14 protein-coding genes and 1 tRNA gene are annotated in these 15,004 nt (G+C 53.2%); 9 read left to right on the top strand and 6 right to left on the bottom strand.

Annotation, left to right across the window (positions count from 1 at the left end; translation table 11 throughout):
* Window positions 1-240: 240 nt before the first annotated feature.
* The 3 genes from N879_RS05515 to N879_RS05505 all read left to right on the top strand — a co-directional run bounded on the left by N879_RS05515 (window position 241) and on the right by N879_RS05505 (window position 3,221).
* Entirely contained in the window at window positions 241-1,185 is a 945-nt protein-coding gene (locus N879_RS05515) for an NUDIX hydrolase (protein WP_021446810.1), read from the top strand.
* Between the two features lie 94 nt (window positions 1,186-1,279).
* On the top strand, window positions 1,280-2,179 hold the full coding sequence (gene nadC, locus N879_RS05510; RefSeq protein ID WP_009458340.1) for a carboxylating nicotinate-nucleotide diphosphorylase: 900 nt from the start codon (window positions 1,280-1,282) through the stop codon (window positions 2,177-2,179).
* A 22-nt stretch (window positions 2,180-2,201) separates the two neighbouring features.
* Complete coding sequence (locus N879_RS05505; protein ID WP_009458343.1) at window positions 2,202-3,221, top strand: tripartite tricarboxylate transporter substrate binding protein; 1,020 nt, start codon at window positions 2,202-2,204, stop codon at window positions 3,219-3,221.
* A gap of 276 nt (window positions 3,222-3,497) precedes the next feature.
* Here the strand turns inward: N879_RS05505 and N879_RS05500 are convergent, their stop codons facing one another.
* From N879_RS05500 to N879_RS05485, 4 genes are all read right to left on the bottom strand, one after another.
* Complete coding sequence (locus N879_RS05500) at window positions 3,498-3,770, bottom strand: hypothetical protein (RefSeq protein ID WP_009458345.1); 273 nt, start codon at window positions 3,768-3,770, stop codon at window positions 3,498-3,500.
* 270 nt (window positions 3,771-4,040) lie between these two features.
* Window positions 4,041-4,583 carry a (2Fe-2S)-binding protein gene (locus tag N879_RS05495; RefSeq protein WP_009458347.1) on the bottom strand — a complete coding sequence of 181 codons (543 nt, stop codon included), beginning with the start codon at window positions 4,581-4,583 and terminating at the stop codon, window positions 4,041-4,043.
* On the bottom strand, window positions 4,580-7,399 hold the full coding sequence (locus N879_RS05490; protein ID WP_021446809.1) for a xanthine dehydrogenase family protein molybdopterin-binding subunit: 2,820 nt from the start codon (window positions 7,397-7,399) through the stop codon (window positions 4,580-4,582). Before N879_RS05490 ends, N879_RS05495 begins: the two co-directional genes overlap by 4 nt.
* A 515-nt stretch (window positions 7,400-7,914) precedes the next feature.
* A complete protein-coding gene (locus N879_RS05485; protein ID WP_021446808.1) occupies window positions 7,915-9,318 on the bottom strand; it encodes a GntP family permease in 1,404 nt (467 codons plus the stop codon).
* A gap of 316 nt (window positions 9,319-9,634) precedes the next feature.
* Here N879_RS05485 and N879_RS05480 point away from each other — a divergent pair.
* Both N879_RS05480 and N879_RS05475 read left to right on the top strand, forming a co-directional pair.
* A tRNA-Met gene (locus tag N879_RS05480) sits at window positions 9,635-9,711 on the top strand.
* 480 nt (window positions 9,712-10,191) lie between these two features.
* Window positions 10,192-10,647, top strand: a complete 456-nt coding sequence (locus N879_RS05475) for a hypothetical protein (protein ID WP_009458351.1) — start codon at window positions 10,192-10,194, stop codon at window positions 10,645-10,647.
* Window positions 10,648-10,778: 131 nt separating this feature from the next.
* Here N879_RS05475 and N879_RS05470 read toward each other — a convergent pair whose 3' ends face one another.
* Both N879_RS05470 and N879_RS05465 read right to left on the bottom strand, forming a co-directional pair.
* Window positions 10,779-11,621, bottom strand: coding sequence for a phage integrase (locus N879_RS05470; protein ID WP_235484242.1), 843 nt, complete (start codon window positions 11,619-11,621; stop codon window positions 10,779-10,781).
* Window positions 11,622-11,754: 133 nt separating this feature from the next.
* A complete protein-coding gene (locus tag N879_RS05465; protein WP_009458354.1) occupies window positions 11,755-12,414 on the bottom strand; it encodes a hypothetical protein in 660 nt (219 codons plus the stop codon).
* A 519-nt stretch (window positions 12,415-12,933) separates the two neighbouring features.
* On the opposite strand from N879_RS05465, the gene N879_RS05460 reads away from it, so the two are divergent.
* The 4 genes from N879_RS05460 to N879_RS05445 are packed head-to-tail and all read left to right on the top strand — an operon-like array spanning window position 12,934 to window position 14,864.
* On the top strand, window positions 12,934-13,938 hold the full coding sequence (locus tag N879_RS05460) for a phage/plasmid replication domain-containing protein (RefSeq protein WP_021446805.1): 1,005 nt from the start codon (window positions 12,934-12,936) through the stop codon (window positions 13,936-13,938).
* A complete protein-coding gene (locus N879_RS05455) occupies window positions 13,914-14,309 on the top strand; it encodes a hypothetical protein (RefSeq protein WP_009458358.1) in 396 nt (131 codons plus the stop codon). The genes N879_RS05460 and N879_RS05455 overlap by 25 nt, the downstream gene beginning before the upstream one ends.
* Window positions 14,310-14,323: 14 nt before the next feature.
* A complete protein-coding gene (locus N879_RS05450; protein WP_009458360.1) occupies window positions 14,324-14,566 on the top strand; it encodes a hypothetical protein in 243 nt (80 codons plus the stop codon).
* A 55-nt stretch (window positions 14,567-14,621) separates the two neighbouring features.
* Window positions 14,622-14,864, top strand: coding sequence for a hypothetical protein (locus N879_RS05445; protein WP_009458362.1), 243 nt, complete (start codon window positions 14,622-14,624; stop codon window positions 14,862-14,864).
* Window positions 14,865-15,004: the final 140 nt, after the last annotated feature.

The following is a 15,004-nucleotide window of genomic DNA, read 5'->3' as shown; positions in this document are numbered from 1 at the left end:
TCTGATCCGGCCTCTGACTGAGCGCTTGCTTGTCATTTATGGCAAACACATACAGTTCAAACGCTTAACGGCAGGCAGGCGAATTTCTTTAGGCTTAGATGTTCATGGGTCATAATTTGAGCATCTGAAAATATGGTACCCACTGTAATTTCGGATAGCGTCCCTGCCGCCCGCCGGAGCAGGGCGGGCCTCGCTTATAATCCGCCAGATGCGCGCTGGCGCGATTCAGAAGGAGAATATGTGATCGATACGCAGGAACCTGTAGTCAGTGCTGAGCTGGTGGCTGTTTTAGTGGCTGTCACCGATGGTGAGCCTCGTGTCTTGACCACGGATGCCGGGCAGGCCTTGCCCGCCGGACCGTTTCAGCACACGCACCGTTCTTTGCAAACGGGGCTGCGCGATTGGGTGGAAACCCAAACCCATCACCCGGTGGGGTATGTGGAGCAGCTGTATACCTTTGCAGACAGGGATCGTTTTGACGCGCAGGGCACGCGTATTGTGTCGGTCAGCTATGTCGGGCTGACGCGTGAAGTTGGCCAGCCGGATGTAGCCCAGGTGATCTGGCAGGACTGCTACCGTTACTTCCCGTGGGAAGACCGACGCGATGGTGCACCGGACATTATTCAGAAAACCATCGTGCCTGCCTTGCTGGACTGGTGCGAGCAGGACGAATCCTTGCGGGCCTTGCGCCGCCAGCGCGTCAATTACAGTTTTGGCCTGGAAGGGGCGATCTGGAACGAGGACTTTGTTTTGCAGCGTTACGAGCTGCTGTATGAAGCGGGCTTGTTGCCCGAGTCCTGTCGCCGTCGCCAGCGTGAACAGCAAGAGCTGGGCAAGCATTACGAGCTGGGTCTGGGCATGCGTCACGATCATCGCCGTATTCTGGCCACTGGCTTGGCACGTCTACGCGCCAAAATCAAATACCGTCCTGTTGTGTTTGAACTGATGCCGCCAGAATTCACCTTGCTGCAATTGCAGCAGGCCGTGGAAGCCTTGGCAGGGCGGGGACTGCATAAGCAGAACTTTCGCCGTTTGATTGAACAGCAAGCCCTGGTGGAAGAAACCGGCGCCATGAGTGTGGGTGGTTCAGGCCGACCCGCCAAATTGTTTCGCTTTCGTGGAGACGTTTTGTTTGAACGGGCCATCTCGGGCAGTAAATTGCCGCTGGCAAAACAAGCGCGTTAAAAAGCGGGCCTATGGCTTGACAGTGCTTATGCTCAGGAATAGCATAAATGCACCGTGCCATTAGGCCTTATTTTTAGCGATTTAAATACTCATAATGAGCATAATTAACGCCTCCGAGCCGACAGCGCAAGCTGCAGAGACACGAGCTCACCGTATTCCTTCCTTGCCCGACGTCATCCTGGAACCCTTGGTGCGCGCCACCTTGCAAGAAGACTTGGGTCGCGCTGGTGATCTGACGACGGATTCCATCGTTCCCGCAGCAACGCGCACGCAAATGCGCCTGGTGGCCCGCGAGGAAGGTGTGTTGGCTGGCCTGGATCTGGCTCGTCTGGCCTTTACCTTGCTGGACCCTACGCTGCGCTTCGAGGCCCAACTGCAAGATGGCGATGTCCTGACTCCGGGGGCGCAGATTGCGGTCATTAGCGGCTCGGCCCGTTCCATGCTGACGGCAGAGCGCTGCGCCTTGAATTTCCTGGGGCATTTAAGTGGCGTGGCATCGGCAACTGCCTCCATTGCCCGCGCGATTGCGCCCTACGGCACGAAAGTCACTTGCACCCGTAAAACCATGCCCGGTCTGCGCGCTGTGCAGAAATACGCAGTTCGAGTCGGGGGCGGCAGCAACCATCGCTTTGGTCTGGATGACGCGGTACTGATTAAAGATAACCACATTGCCGTTGCCGGGGGTGTCAAAGCCGCGGTGGAAGCAGCCCGTGCCTATATTGGCCATCTGGTTTGCATTGAGGTGGAAGTCGATACCCTGGAGCAGCTGGATGAAGTGCTGGAACTGGGTGTGGACAGCATTCTTCTGGACAATATGGACACCGCAACCTTGACCGAGGCCGTGGCCCGCGTCGCAGGCCGAGCCAAAACAGAAGCCTCTGGCCGTATCACTCCTGAAACAGCCGTAGAAATAGCCCGTTGCGGTGTAGACCGAATCGCAGTGGGCTGGATTACGCACAGTGCCCGTGTGCTGGATATTGGTCTGGACGCTTGAGTAGAGAAACGTGTTAGCTGTAATGGCGGGTTTTCAGGTGGGGAAGCGGGCGGCAGCAGCCGCCTTGCTGGGAATGGTGGCGCTAGGCTTGGGTAATCCAGCGGCGCAGGCAAGGGAGGTGGCAGCCGAGCAGGCTGTGACATATCCCCTCAAGCCGATTACCGTGATCGTCACCTTTCCGCCTGGCGGCGGGACCGACTTGCTGGCCCGCAAACTGGGCCCCAGGCTGGAAAGGGCGCTGGGCCAACCCGTTATTATCGACAACCGACCTGGTGCCAGCGGCAATATTGGTGCGCGGGCGGTAGCTTATGCTCGCGCTGACGGCTACACCTTGCTGATGGCCAATAGCTCTTTCGCTATCAATCCTGGCGTATTTCGTAACCTGGGCTTCAAACCCAAAGAAGACTTTGCGCCGATTGCGAATATAGGATTTGTGCCCTCCGTGATCGTGACCGGACACGGCTCGGATATTCAGAATCTGGAACAAGTTCTGGAGCAGCAGTCCGAACCGGCCTTGGCTTATGCGTCCTGCGGAAATGGCACTCCTCAGCATCTGGCCGGAGAGATGCTCTATGACTTGCGAGGCACGACCTTGCTGCATATCCCGTATCGCGGCTGCGGCCCCGCTTTGAACGATGTGGTCGCGGGCCAGGTGCCTTTAGGCATTGTGACCTTGTCCAGCGCGGCTACCTTGATCGAGTCCGGACACTTGCGCGCCCTGGCCGTCACCTCTGCCCAACGCAGCCCCGTTCTGCCTAAAGTGCCAACCGTGGCTGAAGTCAGTCATAGTGATTTCGAGCTGGACCAATGGCACGGCCTGTTGGCCCCGTCTCACACGCCTGAACACATTATCAATACGCTGAACCGCGTCGTGCAAAAAGCCCTGACGGACCCGGCCATGCAATCGCAGTTGCTGGCATTGGGTTATACGCCGCAAGAAGGCAATGAATCAGCACAAGCCAGTGGCTTCAAGGCCATGATCTGGAACGACATCGACCGATTTGGGGCCTTGGCCTACAAGATTGGTTTGCAGGTGGATTAGGGCGGGTAGGGTCCTGCTTTGCGGACTGGTTGACTCCTGGAACGCCAGCGACGGGTTTTCCTCTGATAATGTTCCGGCATCCGAATGCATCAGATCATGCGGCAATATGCCCAGTTTCTATATGAATCTTATTGGTCCCTCAGACAGTTTGAGGCCCAGGCAGCGGTTTGGGCTTACCTGGGCCAATATCTATAGAGAGGCGAGGGGCCGATAGCTGAGCTTGTGTCTGTCTAACAGTCAGTCGATTGTGAACTGACAGACAAGCCCAGCTTCTATTTAGAAGAAGCTGTCTTCACTGGGCGCCTCAGGAACAGGCTGGGTCGCAAACCAGTGTTTTTCCAGTAGCAGGGTATGCGTCAAACCATCCTTGCTGCAGTTGGAATCGATCTCGATCTGGCCGCGCTGGCTGCCGCCCGCATTGAAATTATCGGCCTCTACTTCGGCAGCGGCGATATAAGCCTGCAGGTTCAGATCAGGCTGACCACGATCCAGAACAAACTGACGAATCGCTTCAGTGCCTAACTCGTTAAGGGTGTAGGTGTAGTTCATGGTGTGCTCCTGATAGAGGGCCTTGAGAATATGCGGCCATAGATCCAAATCCTAGCACAGGGTAAAAGGAGCCGTGTGCATCGAGGCACTGTACTGCGCGATGTAAGCCCTCCATCTAGCTAACCATGTGACACGAGCAGACAGATGGCGTTGCAACGGAAGGCGTATTGTCGAGTACTCGAACGCCTCGATACCAGCGTGGCTGAGCCCAGAATTTTGCCGTGCAGTTGCCAGGGGATCACCAGCTAGATCCCCCGCAGCCTTTGTGACTTAACTGACCATGCCTGGAGTGGCGAGAATCAGATCCCTCATTGCTTGGTGGTAACGGACATAGCCGGTACAGCGGCAGATATGGTTTTGTAAACCTTCCGATACTTTGGCTTCAACTTGTTCACGTGAAACGGGCTGCTTTTGCAGGGACTCGTACAGCACAATTCCCGCATTTACAAAGCCGGGGGTGCAGTAACCACACTGAAAGGCAAAGTGCTCCAAAAAGGCTTGTTGTACAGGGTGCAGTTGCGTGACCTTGTCCTGTGCATCCCGCTGGGCATGGGCCTCGATCGTGCGTATTTTTTTGCCCTCAAAGTAACTGGCTGGTGTGATGCACGTTTGTATCTCTTCGCTACGTCCGTCCGGGTGATCCACGATGACAACACAAGCATGGCAAATCCCCATTCCGCAGCCTAAATGCGTGCCGGTCAGCCCTGCATGCTCATGCAGAAAGTCGATCATGGGCAGATCTGGGCTGACGTCCATTGTTTGCAAGTCCACCCGATTAATGTTGAGGTGTAAGGTCTTAGTGGGGCTGCTCATGCCAAGCGCTCCTTGATTTTTTCTGCGGTCACAGGCAGTTCACGAAAGAACTGTCCTGTAGCGTGGTTAACACCGCTGACAGCGGCAGCAATGATGGGGATCATCACCACTTCGGCAATTCCCTTGGGAGAGTCCGTCTCGGAAATCTGGTCCAGTAGTTCGAAACAGGTGTTCCAGACGGCCACATCCTTGGCGCGAGGTAGGCGATAGCGGTGAAAATTCCAGGAGCCATCGCCGGGGCCACCTTCGTGCAGCGGTAGATCCTCGAACCAGGCCTGACCCAATCCCATGGCTAACCCCCCCTCGGCCTGACTCATGACTAGTTGGGGCACGATGGGCTTGCCGCAGTCGATCCACGTATGTGCTGACAATAAGGTCTGTTCACCACTTTTGCTGTCGATCTCCACTTCCGTTAACACGCCAACGGCGGAGTAATACAGGTAACCGCCTCGACGACGTGACACAGGCGGGTAGCTGATATTGCGACGCTCCAGTCGCTGATAGCCATTACGCGCCTTGGCCTGTTCGGTCTTGGTGCCTGCTCCATGGCGCAGTGCCAGCCCATCCAGCGGTAGTCGCAGGTTTTGGCCAGCTACCTCAAAGTCGGCCTCGGCCCACTGGTAGCGGTTAAACGCATGCAGCACAACACCAGTAACCAATTCCAGCTCGTGGGCGCGCTTGGCCAGTTGTGGCAGTGTGAGGGGTTCCAGACCTCCGGTGCTGAGCAGGCCATCGTCGGTCCAGCTGGCGTCCTCAGGGCGTACGGTCAAGGGGGCGATTTGACCACCACCGTAACCTTCCCCCCAGATGGACAGGGCGGCTGGCCATAGTCCATACAGAAACAGCAAGCGAGCCGCTTCCGAGGTGCCGTGAGAACCAAAGTAGGAGGAGCTGCTGGCGTAGGAGCCGGAGGATAGAACCGGTGTCCAGCGTGGATTGGTTTGATGTTTGTCTTGATCAGGCTGTTTTAAGGTGTAGGGGTTGTGAGTAGCCTGCATATCCAGCTCAGGCCAGTCAAGATGTGAAGCCTTTACCGTGTGTGCAGCGCGGCCAACCCACTTGGCACAGATCACTGCTTGGGACGTTGCCGAGCCCGTACCAATTTCTACCGTCGAGGTGCGAAGGTGGACTTGCCCTTGCTCATCAATTTCGATACCAGAATGGTCTCCTTGCGCGCCGGTGCCATAGTTTTTCATAACGCAGGCAAAGCCCACGCCATACAGCTTGCCTGGGTTACTGGCTTCAAACTCTTTCTTTTTCTTGTCCCGCCCGGTCCACAATGGATGTTGATGTGCTTTTTCTAAAATCTCCCTGGCACGCAGGGAGCCCGCCGGAATCCCTCCTTCCATATTTTTCTGACCGCTGCGCATGACGTTCTTGAGGCGTAATTCGATGGGGTCCATGTTCAGGCGAGCGGCTGCTTCGTCCAACATCAGTTCCATGGCAGTCATGGTCTGTCCCTTGCCATAACCACGCATGGAGCCGGCCTCCACCGCGCGCGAGGCCAGTGCAATTCCCCAGGAGTCGCTCTTGGGCAGATAGTAAATACCCTGTGCGCTTTGTGCACCGCCTGTGGTGACCGCCCAGCTGCACGTAGCCCTGCCTCCACCGTCCGTTATGCTAAAGCTCTGGTACTGCATGATCTTGCCGCTCTTTCTGTCGATAGCAATGCGGTTGTTCATGCGGTTGGAGTGTCGTTTTTGACCAGCTTGAAACTGCTCAAAGCGGTCATTGGCTAGCCGTACGGGCATATTGTCTGTAAACAGGGCAGCAACAACTCCGTAGTGGTTGAAAGCGCTGTGCTCCTTGACCCCGTAACCTGTGGCCGTACAGGGGTGGACAATGATGTTCTCCAAACCAAATTGGGATGCGGCCACTATGCCCGCAGCTTCTGCACCATCCGCCCCCGGGGTTTGGGAGCCGACCACCATTTGCAGCTCTTTGTTTTTGTTGTCATACCAGCAATTGATGCACTCCGGTTCTAAAGGGGCGCCGTCGATCGATTGGGAGTAGTACTCACCATCGAACACGAGCCAGTCATTAGGTGGTTGGTCGAAACGTTCTTGCATCGCTTCGCTCAAGGCGATGGCCTTCGCTGTATTGGTGTTTCCCTTGCTGGACGGCCATACAGGTGAGTTTCCCTGAATTTTTTCCGGAAACACGACTCCGTCCTTCATGCTGGAGAATATATCGTCGGCCCCTGGAGTATCGCCCTCTACGCGGATATAGCGTGCCCCACCATAGGCATCTATTTCCCTGAAGCCTGTCTTGTCTCCATACTTCAGCACGGCGGATCTCTTGCTGGCATTTTTAGCGCGGCGGTAGCGATCAAAGTCTTTGTAGATCAAGATGGCGACCGGGTGCCCTAAAAAGCGTGCCGTCTTACCGGTGGCCAGTAGCATCTCGTCGTTGTAGTAGTCAGGCAGTTCCAGTTGTGCCTTGGCGAGGTCCTGGGCCTGGATCAATATATCGGGTTGTAGGTCGGCACCTAGCGCTTCCAGGTCCAGGCCGATGTAACGATGATCAGCTTGAGCGGCGCGCAGGATAAAGGCGTGAGCCTGATGCTCTGGCCAACCGGGCATATCTTTGGCGCGAATGTCACGTACAAAAAATTTGCTGCCGGTGACTTGTCGCGTACCGTCAATCTTGAAGGGTACTTGTCGCTCTATGCTATTCCAGGGCGTAGGGCGGGAGTCGTGTTCTCCCAGAAGTGTGGCCTGTGCTGCCTTGGGTATAAAAGGCGCCATATAAATGGATACGCCGGATACGACACTAAACTTCAGGAACTGTCGCCGATTAAAAGGCGCTGTACTCATGCAGGACCTCCGGATAATAAAAGATACGTCGCGATATTGAGAGCAACATTCCGCCTTCAGATGCGTAGTCGTACAGCATCGTTGAGCGTGGCTGATGATAGGGAGGTGTCAGAACCCGAAGTTGGGCTTTTGGCCAAATTTCATATGTGTGTCTCCGAATCTTCGTATCAGGTAGGACCTCGCCTCGCCTTTTTTGTAGATGGCGTAGCGGGACCTGATTATTTTTTAGTTAGCTGGCTAGCTTCATAGGCATGAAGCATTTCTGATAGTGGCGGAGAATATCTGAAAATAGCGTGATAATGGTTATATTGTTTATGTTATGTTGATTTTTATTGTTGTAAATCAGTTGCTTATGGAAGCCCTTGTTGTTGCTGGTGTTTCTACTTAGGCAGGTTTAAATGGTTCTTGGGTGTGGTTTTAACGTCCTGACTCTACGGTCCTGGTGTGTCGGTTGTCTCCATGTGGACTAAAAAGCCAGCCCAATGGGCTGGCCCGATGCGCTGATAGAAGAAAATCTAGAAGCTGCCAAAAATCGTACCCAACGTAATCACGGTGATCAGCGCAAAGATAGGAGCAGCCATTGTCACCATGGCGATATTGCCATAGGACTGACGGTGGTTCAGCTTGCAGATGGACAGCAAGGTAATGATCGCGCCGCAATGGGGCAGGGTATCCAGACCGCCCGCTGCCATCACCGCCACTCGGTGCAGCAGTTCAGGGCTGATGCCAGCTTGCTGAGCCATCGCCAAATAATCCGAACCCAACGTCTGCAAGGCAATACTCAAACCACCTGAAGACGAGCCTGTAATCCCGGCCAATGTCGTCATGGCGACTGCTTCCGAGATCAGTGGATTGCCAGGAGCCACGTTCAACACAAAGTCCCGAATAATCGCAAAGCCTGCCAGGCTGGCAATTACCGCGCCGTAACCAACTTCAGAGGCGGTATTGAACAACGGCAGCATGAAACCAAATACGCCTTTATTGATGCTCTCGCGCAGATTCTTCCAGTGACCCAAGCGGCTGATGATCAGCACCAGGTTCGCGGTAATCAAGGCAATAATCAGCGCCCACAGACCCGTAATCTTGGCAGGATCAACCTGAGGGAAGCGCTCGGCCATGAACTCGAAGTTCGTGCCGGGGAAAATCCCATAAGTGAACAAGGCATTGACGCCAATCACCAGAATCAGCGGCAAGATAGCCAGGAAGATAGGCATGGGTTTCTGACCATGCGTACTGTGATCGTCGCTGGCATCAAAATGATCCTGACCGTGGTCGCCATAGCCTTCGCCATTCGCAATAGCTTTGCGCGCACGCGACTGCAGCCACCACAAGCCACCCAAAGCCATGATCAAACCACCAATAATCCCCAGCCCCGGTGCAGCAAACACGTTAGTGCCGTAATAAGGAATAGGAATCGCGTTCTGAATGGCAGGCGTGCCAGGCAGAGCCGTCATGGTGAAGGTAAAGGAGCCCAAAGCAATCGATGCGGGAATCAGACGCTTGGGGATGCCTGCGGCGCGAAACAGATCCTTGGCGATCGGATAGATGGCAAAGGCCACCACGAACAAGGACACACCACCATAAGTCAGTACGCCGCACACCATCACAATGGTGGCAATAGCATGACGATGTCCCAGCTTGCGTGTAATCCACTGAGCAATCGCCTGAGCCGCACCGGAGTCCGCCATCAACTGACCAAACAAGGCACCTAACAAGAAGATGGGCAAGAACTGAAGCACATAGCCGCTAAGCGCGCTCATGAAGGTGGATGTGTAGATGGGCAACAAAAACCCGGAGTCCCCCGAGAGCAGCACAGCCAGGGCGGCCATCAAGGGAGCCAGCAACAGAACCGTCACCCCCCGATAAGCGAAGAACATCAGCAGCAAAAGCGAGACAACAATAGCAAGCGTACTGGCCATAAACAAAGTTCCTGTGGAAGGTCCGGATCACGGACGTCAGTCAATTAACAAGGACGGGTCAAACGCCAAGCAGGCAGTGTAGCAATAGGGAATGACAAACAGGCTTGATAGGGCGCAAGGGGGAGGAGTAGCAGGAAAAGGCCGGGTAGTTTACTTTTTGTATCATTTGGATGGGTGGCAGGAGCAGGCGTTGAAGAAGGGAAGCTCAATGAATACAAGGGCTTAGCGTTTTCATAGGAGAGAATTATCAAAAAGATGAAAAAAGATCGAGATAAGTGCTTGCTAAAAGACGAAACCTTGCTATAATTTCTTCTTCGGCGCATTAGCTCAGCAGGTTAGAGCGACGGAATCATAATCCGCAGGTCCCCTGTTCGAATCAGGGATGCGCCACCAGAATACCTCTGTTAAATCAGGACAAAAAAGCCACCCAGTCGGGTGGCTTTTTTGTTTTCTGCGGTTGGGGTGTCAACCAAGTTTCGACGCAAGATTGGTTGTCACCAACAACTTCCTAAGGTGTTGTGTGCCATGTCAAGGACGGGCACGGAAGCCGCAGCCCGGCTTGCCGGGACCGGATGAGTACCCGGCGAAGCGAATCCTTGACACACCACTGATCACACACGCTATTGGTTGGGTTGCAGGGTGCTGTTTGCCCTGCAACCCTGCCACGTGGCGAACGTGGGGTTTGGGGCGAAGCCCCATTACTAGTAGACAAGATAAACATGTTGAAAACGCTTGCTGTATTTGGAGTAAGCCAACGCTGAGCATGCCAGATTCTGGAAGAATTCCTAACTGCCTGAATTTATGTTGGGTAATTGTGGGTATTCATATACAATTAGGGTACCCAAACAAACCCAAAGAGAGGTTATATCAGCTATGCCCCCACCATTTGACAGCCAAGGCGCTTACTATTCACAAGCGCCCCAGGTACAGCAGCACGAAATCGGACGAATTCGCCAGTTCATCATGGAGCTGGAGTGGCAACAGTCGAATCTGTTTTCGCAATTGACTCTTCTTGGTACACGCCTGGTGACCCCTGAGGATCGACTGCGATACGTCAATTTGTTGGCTCAGTACCACCAAAATCAAGATAGTTTGAACCAGCACGGGACAGTGTTACAGGAGATGTTGGCGCTCCTGCCTGTTGAGCAAGGACGTGTTCAAATTTCTGATCAGGTCAAGCGTGAGATATATCACCTGTATCACGCCAGCCGCTACACACAAGAGGCGCTCGCTTCGCAATATGGTATTTCGCAAAGCTCCGTACAGCGCATCGTCACAGGGCCTGCTCCAGCCCCATTGAATGGGGTCAATACGGCCAGCTTGGGATGATTCCCGACGGCTGCAGTGCTACCAAGCCACCTTCTGGTGGCTTTTTTTGCATATCGAGTCGGATTCTGCTCATAGGTGATGCGGCAGCCTGTGATTATTACCCGCTCTTATTTCAAGGCTCCGCAAAAAGGCTAAGATACCAAAGGATTTAGCATTCTGGCTGAATCAAGATGGTCAGGAGCAAGATGCGCATACCGCATGGTCGTCTTCAAATCTTGATGCCCCAAGATGCGCTGCAAAGTCAAAATATTGCCGCCATTGATCATAAAATGGCTGGCAAAGGTGTGACGCAGAACATGGGTAAGCTGCCCCATCGGCAACTGAATACCAGCGCGTTCAATGGCCTCCTTAAACGCACCGGTACAGCCGGTGAACATTGCACCCATGTTCCGATGCTCAGCATGATGGGTAAAAATCTCGTCCTGCATTTCCTGGCTGATAGGTACTGCCCGCGCCTTGCCTGTTTTCGTGCGGGCGAACTGGATCAGTCGCTGCCGTACCTGCTGTGGTTGTAATTGCTCTGCTTCGCTCCAACGGGCACCCGTAGCAAGGCAAATCCGTGACACCAAATCCACATGCGGGTTGATCGATTTTTTCAGCTCGACCAGAAGCACCGCGATCTGCTCCTTGGTCAGATAAGACAGCTCATTTTCTTGTACCTTGAACTGGCGCAGGTCTTTCAGCGGATTGTCTCGTTTCCAGACACCAAGCCGAATTAGCTCATTGAACATGGCCCGCATGTATGCATGCTCACGGTTTATGGTGTTCAAGGAAATGCCTGCATCCAGGCGCTGGCTACGATACCCCGCAAAAACCTGTGCATTAAACTCACTGCCGATGGGGTTTTTTAGCGCAGTGATAGCGGCCTTAATCCGCTTATAGGTATCCTCTGCCGCCCGCAGCTCTTTGCCATGATGGTCAAACCAGATGGTAGCTAATTCATCCAGCCGCCGTAGGTCTTTCTTCTCCGGCATCCAGTCCGCCTTACTGTTGGCGTTCGACTTGACCCACACTTCCCAATTCTTCGCTTCTGCCTGAGTGCGAAACGTTTTGCGTAGACGCTTCGCACCTCGCCCTCCAGGCTGAATATCTACCAGCCATCCTGTATCAGTCCTTCGTATCGTCATGCCTTGGTTCGTAAAACATAAAAAATTGATGTTGATGAGCCGTGCGTGGGTCTGGCACAGGTACTTCGTCTCCGTGAGGGTTGTTCGACTTTTCCTTTGATAGTCGAGCAAGATGATTGGCTCTTGCTTCCTCCCGTTTCTGCCAGATGTCTTTCAAAGACTGGTACTGCTCTGATGAGCACTCGTCGTAGATTTTGTCCACTAAAACACTGTCCCACCATCTTGCGAACACAATCGTGCGTGCCAATGCCTTAATCGAGTTTTCCAGGGTGTCTATGCTTTCAGATAGCACTCGATCTTTGAACTCTATTGAGGCCTGAAAGTAGCGTTCAGCCAGGGGGTCTTCCATATGCGCGCGCTCAGGCAATGTTGTTGCAGTTACTGGGGCGATATGACCGTTAGCAACATCAGTTATTCCGGTCATTAACCAAAAAGCGTACTGCGGACGGAGTTTGCCTAGAGCCGCTAGCACCTCTGTGGTCGCTCGCTGCCTCTGTTCGTGGATGCTTCGCCACGTACGAGCATTGATCTCCGTTATTTCTTCAAGGCGCTTCCAGAAACTCCTTCTTTCTAAGTTTCGAGCGCTGTCCACTAGTTCTTCGATCAGCAGTAGTACACGGGCGTTGAACTCTATTGACATCGCAATAAATCCTCTATATTGTGCGCTCTATTGCTACTCGCAATTTTATTGCGAATTCATCGTAGTGTATTTCGAGCGGGTAATTTATACAAATGGATAGTTTACTTGTTGCACATAGCAATCCTATAGCGCTCTCAATGCCATTAATGACGCCAATCGCGTTTTCTCAGGCTATGGGCATAGAGCACTCGGTCTTCCAGGCCCAATGTAATCGTGGCTATTGGCCCACCATCAAGGTTGGTAAACGAGTGTTTATCAATGTCGAGGCTGTACGAATCAAAGCGGCACAACGTGCAGCGGAGTTCGCGTTATGAAACAAGGATGCGGCTTAACTCGAGAACTAATGGTGCCTGTTATCTGGCAGAAAGCTCCTTTTGCGTTCCAAGCCTCCGCCGCAGCCCCCGCAGCGGGGCGAGGAGGTGCGGCGGAGGCGCGGAGCGCCGAAGCATCTTACGTACCAGTTACACGTAAAGTTAGTCTCACAGATGAGAAAAAACACTCTCTTGTGAAGGTCTGATTGTGAGTATTCCGATCTTCATAGACTGGGTGACTATCAGACAAGAGCGGCCTGAAGGAGGGGTTCCGGTGCTGAATGGCGGCAAAGTCATTCGCATAGATTCGGATGGCTCAATTGATTGGCAGGTTGATCAAAGGCTTGGACTGGAAGGTTCCTTTGATAGTCGAGTGGATATTCGCTGTGACGGGGTAGGAGTGGAGTTCAGTGGGAATATTGCTCGCTATAACCGGCGAGACAACTTATTCGGCTACCAGTGGGACGAAACTATCTCTCGTATTAATAGCTTGCTCAACCTGCACTCGATTCCACCTTTTACCAAGGGGAAGCTCTTTCGTTTTGCCGACTCAGGCTGGACATGGACCGGTGCCAGAGTATCAAGAATAGATGTGACGATGAACTACGCCACTTTTTCCGAAAAGGCAATCCAGGCGGTTTTATCTTCTCTTGCGGGACACCATATTGGTCGACAAAAGGGCGTGTTGAGACCGGATGGCGCAACGATTGAATACGGCTCAGGCAGTAAATATGTGTACGGAAAAATTTATGCCAAGCATGTTGAGTTTGAGCGCCACTTCCGCCGTAAATCTGGTTCCCATGTTGATACTGAAGTAATTGATTTTTGTAGGAACTATGGGGTTCTCAGAGAGGAGTTTAGTCTCAAAAGTCGCTTTTTGACCCAGCGTGGAATGGCTTATCTCGGAGCGATAAAACAACAAGATTTGAATGATGTTTTTTTGAGCCGCTCCCAGTTCACGAGGTTTGAGAAAGTGAAATACGAAAGCTTTGACGACTTGCCTCGCCATCTTCGAGCCACTTATGTGAGTTGGCGTGATGGTTTTCCTCTTGGCCTCTCCCTGGCCACATTTTACAGACACCGCAGTGCGTTGCTGGAGTACGGCATTGATATTTCTGTGCCATCAAATGTGATGCGTTTACCAATCCGAATACGCACTATCGACGTGGCTGCCTTGGAAGCACCGGAGTGGTATCGCCGGAAATACGGTTAGGAATTTTCGCGCCGGAATACGCCGAGCCGGACTACGCGCAAACAGGCGAAAAGGAAATAGAAATGGCAATCGAAAGATGCAAGATCATGGGCGTCAAATTCTTCTCCGGGAATATTGATGGCAAGAATATCGACAGTGGCAAGGTGTATATCGAGGAAGCATTGGATTTCACGACTGGGCGTGCCAAAGGCTATGCCAGCCAAGAGTATTCGCTCGGAAAAGCCGAAGCGGCTCAAGCAATCATGCACTTGGAATTCCCATTTGTTGGAGAAGTCGAGTTCATGCGTGTCACGAACGGCGATGTGACTAAGAACATTGTTATGGGGGTGAAGCCGGTTGAGCGCATTCCTAAAGATCAGAAAAGCGCCTAAGCCTAGCTCTCGTCATGACACGCATCTATCTCCAGTACTGCGACATTAGCACCGAAGCCGGAACGGATTGCCCTGTGCAGCATCGCCAGCAGATCGTCATTGAACGCGAAACGCTGGAAGCCGTAGGCAACCCGATTCCGGCGCTTAATGCTGCCGATGTTGCCCAGGTATTCAGCCTGGGACTGTCAGTAGTGGTGCTGTTCTTCCTGCTGGGGCGTGGTGTTGGAACCGTATTGAACCTGATCCGCAGGGGTTAGGTAGATCCGATAGGCAGGCGGTTTCCTGCCCAACTTAAAGAAGAAGGAACTTCCTATGAAGAAGCTGAAATTTAATTTCAAGCCGGTGGCTGCCGCCTTGGGCGCCACTGCTCTGATGCTGGCATCGGGTGCAGTTATGGCCCAAGAGGCGGGCAGCATTGACTTTACTGCGATCACTGGAGCATTTAAAGCATCGGACATCATGACAGCAATTATCGCTGTGGCCGGTGTATTGGGAGCGATCTACGCCACTATGACCGGTGCCAAGATGGCATTACGTTTGATTCGCGGCGGTTGATCCAACAGCATAAGTAAATCAGGCAGGACTGGCCACCCGCCTGATCTATTTTTTTGAAGGTGAAAGCTGTGATTACTTCGCTTTGGTATCTCGTTATTTTCGCTTGGAGCATTGTTAGCGCTTGGGCGCTAATCAAAGGA

The organism is Alcaligenes sp. EGD-AK7, assembly GCF_000465875.3.
GTDB lineage: Bacteria > Pseudomonadota > Gammaproteobacteria > Burkholderiales > Burkholderiaceae_B > Alcaligenes > Alcaligenes phenolicus.
This window is presented reverse-complemented; position numbering and strand designations above follow the sequence as displayed.

Excerpts from the sequence above, each read along its gene's own strand:
- N879_RS05495 (WP_009458347.1), bottom strand. The coding sequence starts at position 4,583 with ATGAGCAGCCCCACTAAGACCTTACACCTCAACATTAATCGGGTGGAC.
- N879_RS05465 (WP_009458354.1), bottom strand. The coding sequence starts at position 12,414 with ATGTCAATAGAGTTCAACGCCCGTGTACTACTGCTGATCGAAGAACTA.
- N879_RS05505 (WP_009458343.1), top strand. The coding sequence starts at position 2,202 with ATGGCGGGTTTTCAGGTGGGGAAGCGGGCGGCAGCAGCCGCCTTGCTG.
- N879_RS05470 (WP_235484242.1), bottom strand. The coding sequence starts at position 11,621 with ATGCCGGAGAAGAAAGACCTACGGCGGCTGGATGAATTAGCTACCATC.
- N879_RS05450 (WP_009458360.1), top strand. The coding sequence starts at position 14,324 with ATGACACGCATCTATCTCCAGTACTGCGACATTAGCACCGAAGCCGGA.
- N879_RS05475 (WP_009458351.1), top strand. The coding sequence starts at position 10,192 with ATGCCCCCACCATTTGACAGCCAAGGCGCTTACTATTCACAAGCGCCC.
- N879_RS05445 (WP_009458362.1), top strand. The coding sequence starts at position 14,622 with ATGAAGAAGCTGAAATTTAATTTCAAGCCGGTGGCTGCCGCCTTGGGC.
- N879_RS05485 (WP_021446808.1), bottom strand. The coding sequence starts at position 9,318 with ATGGCCAGTACGCTTGCTATTGTTGTCTCGCTTTTGCTGCTGATGTTC.
- N879_RS05500 (WP_009458345.1), bottom strand. The coding sequence starts at position 3,770 with ATGAACTACACCTACACCCTTAACGAGTTAGGCACTGAAGCGATTCGT.
- nadC (WP_009458340.1), top strand. The coding sequence starts at position 1,280 with ATGAGCATAATTAACGCCTCCGAGCCGACAGCGCAAGCTGCAGAGACA.
- N879_RS05490 (WP_021446809.1), bottom strand. The coding sequence starts at position 7,399 with ATGAGTACAGCGCCTTTTAATCGGCGACAGTTCCTGAAGTTTAGTGTC.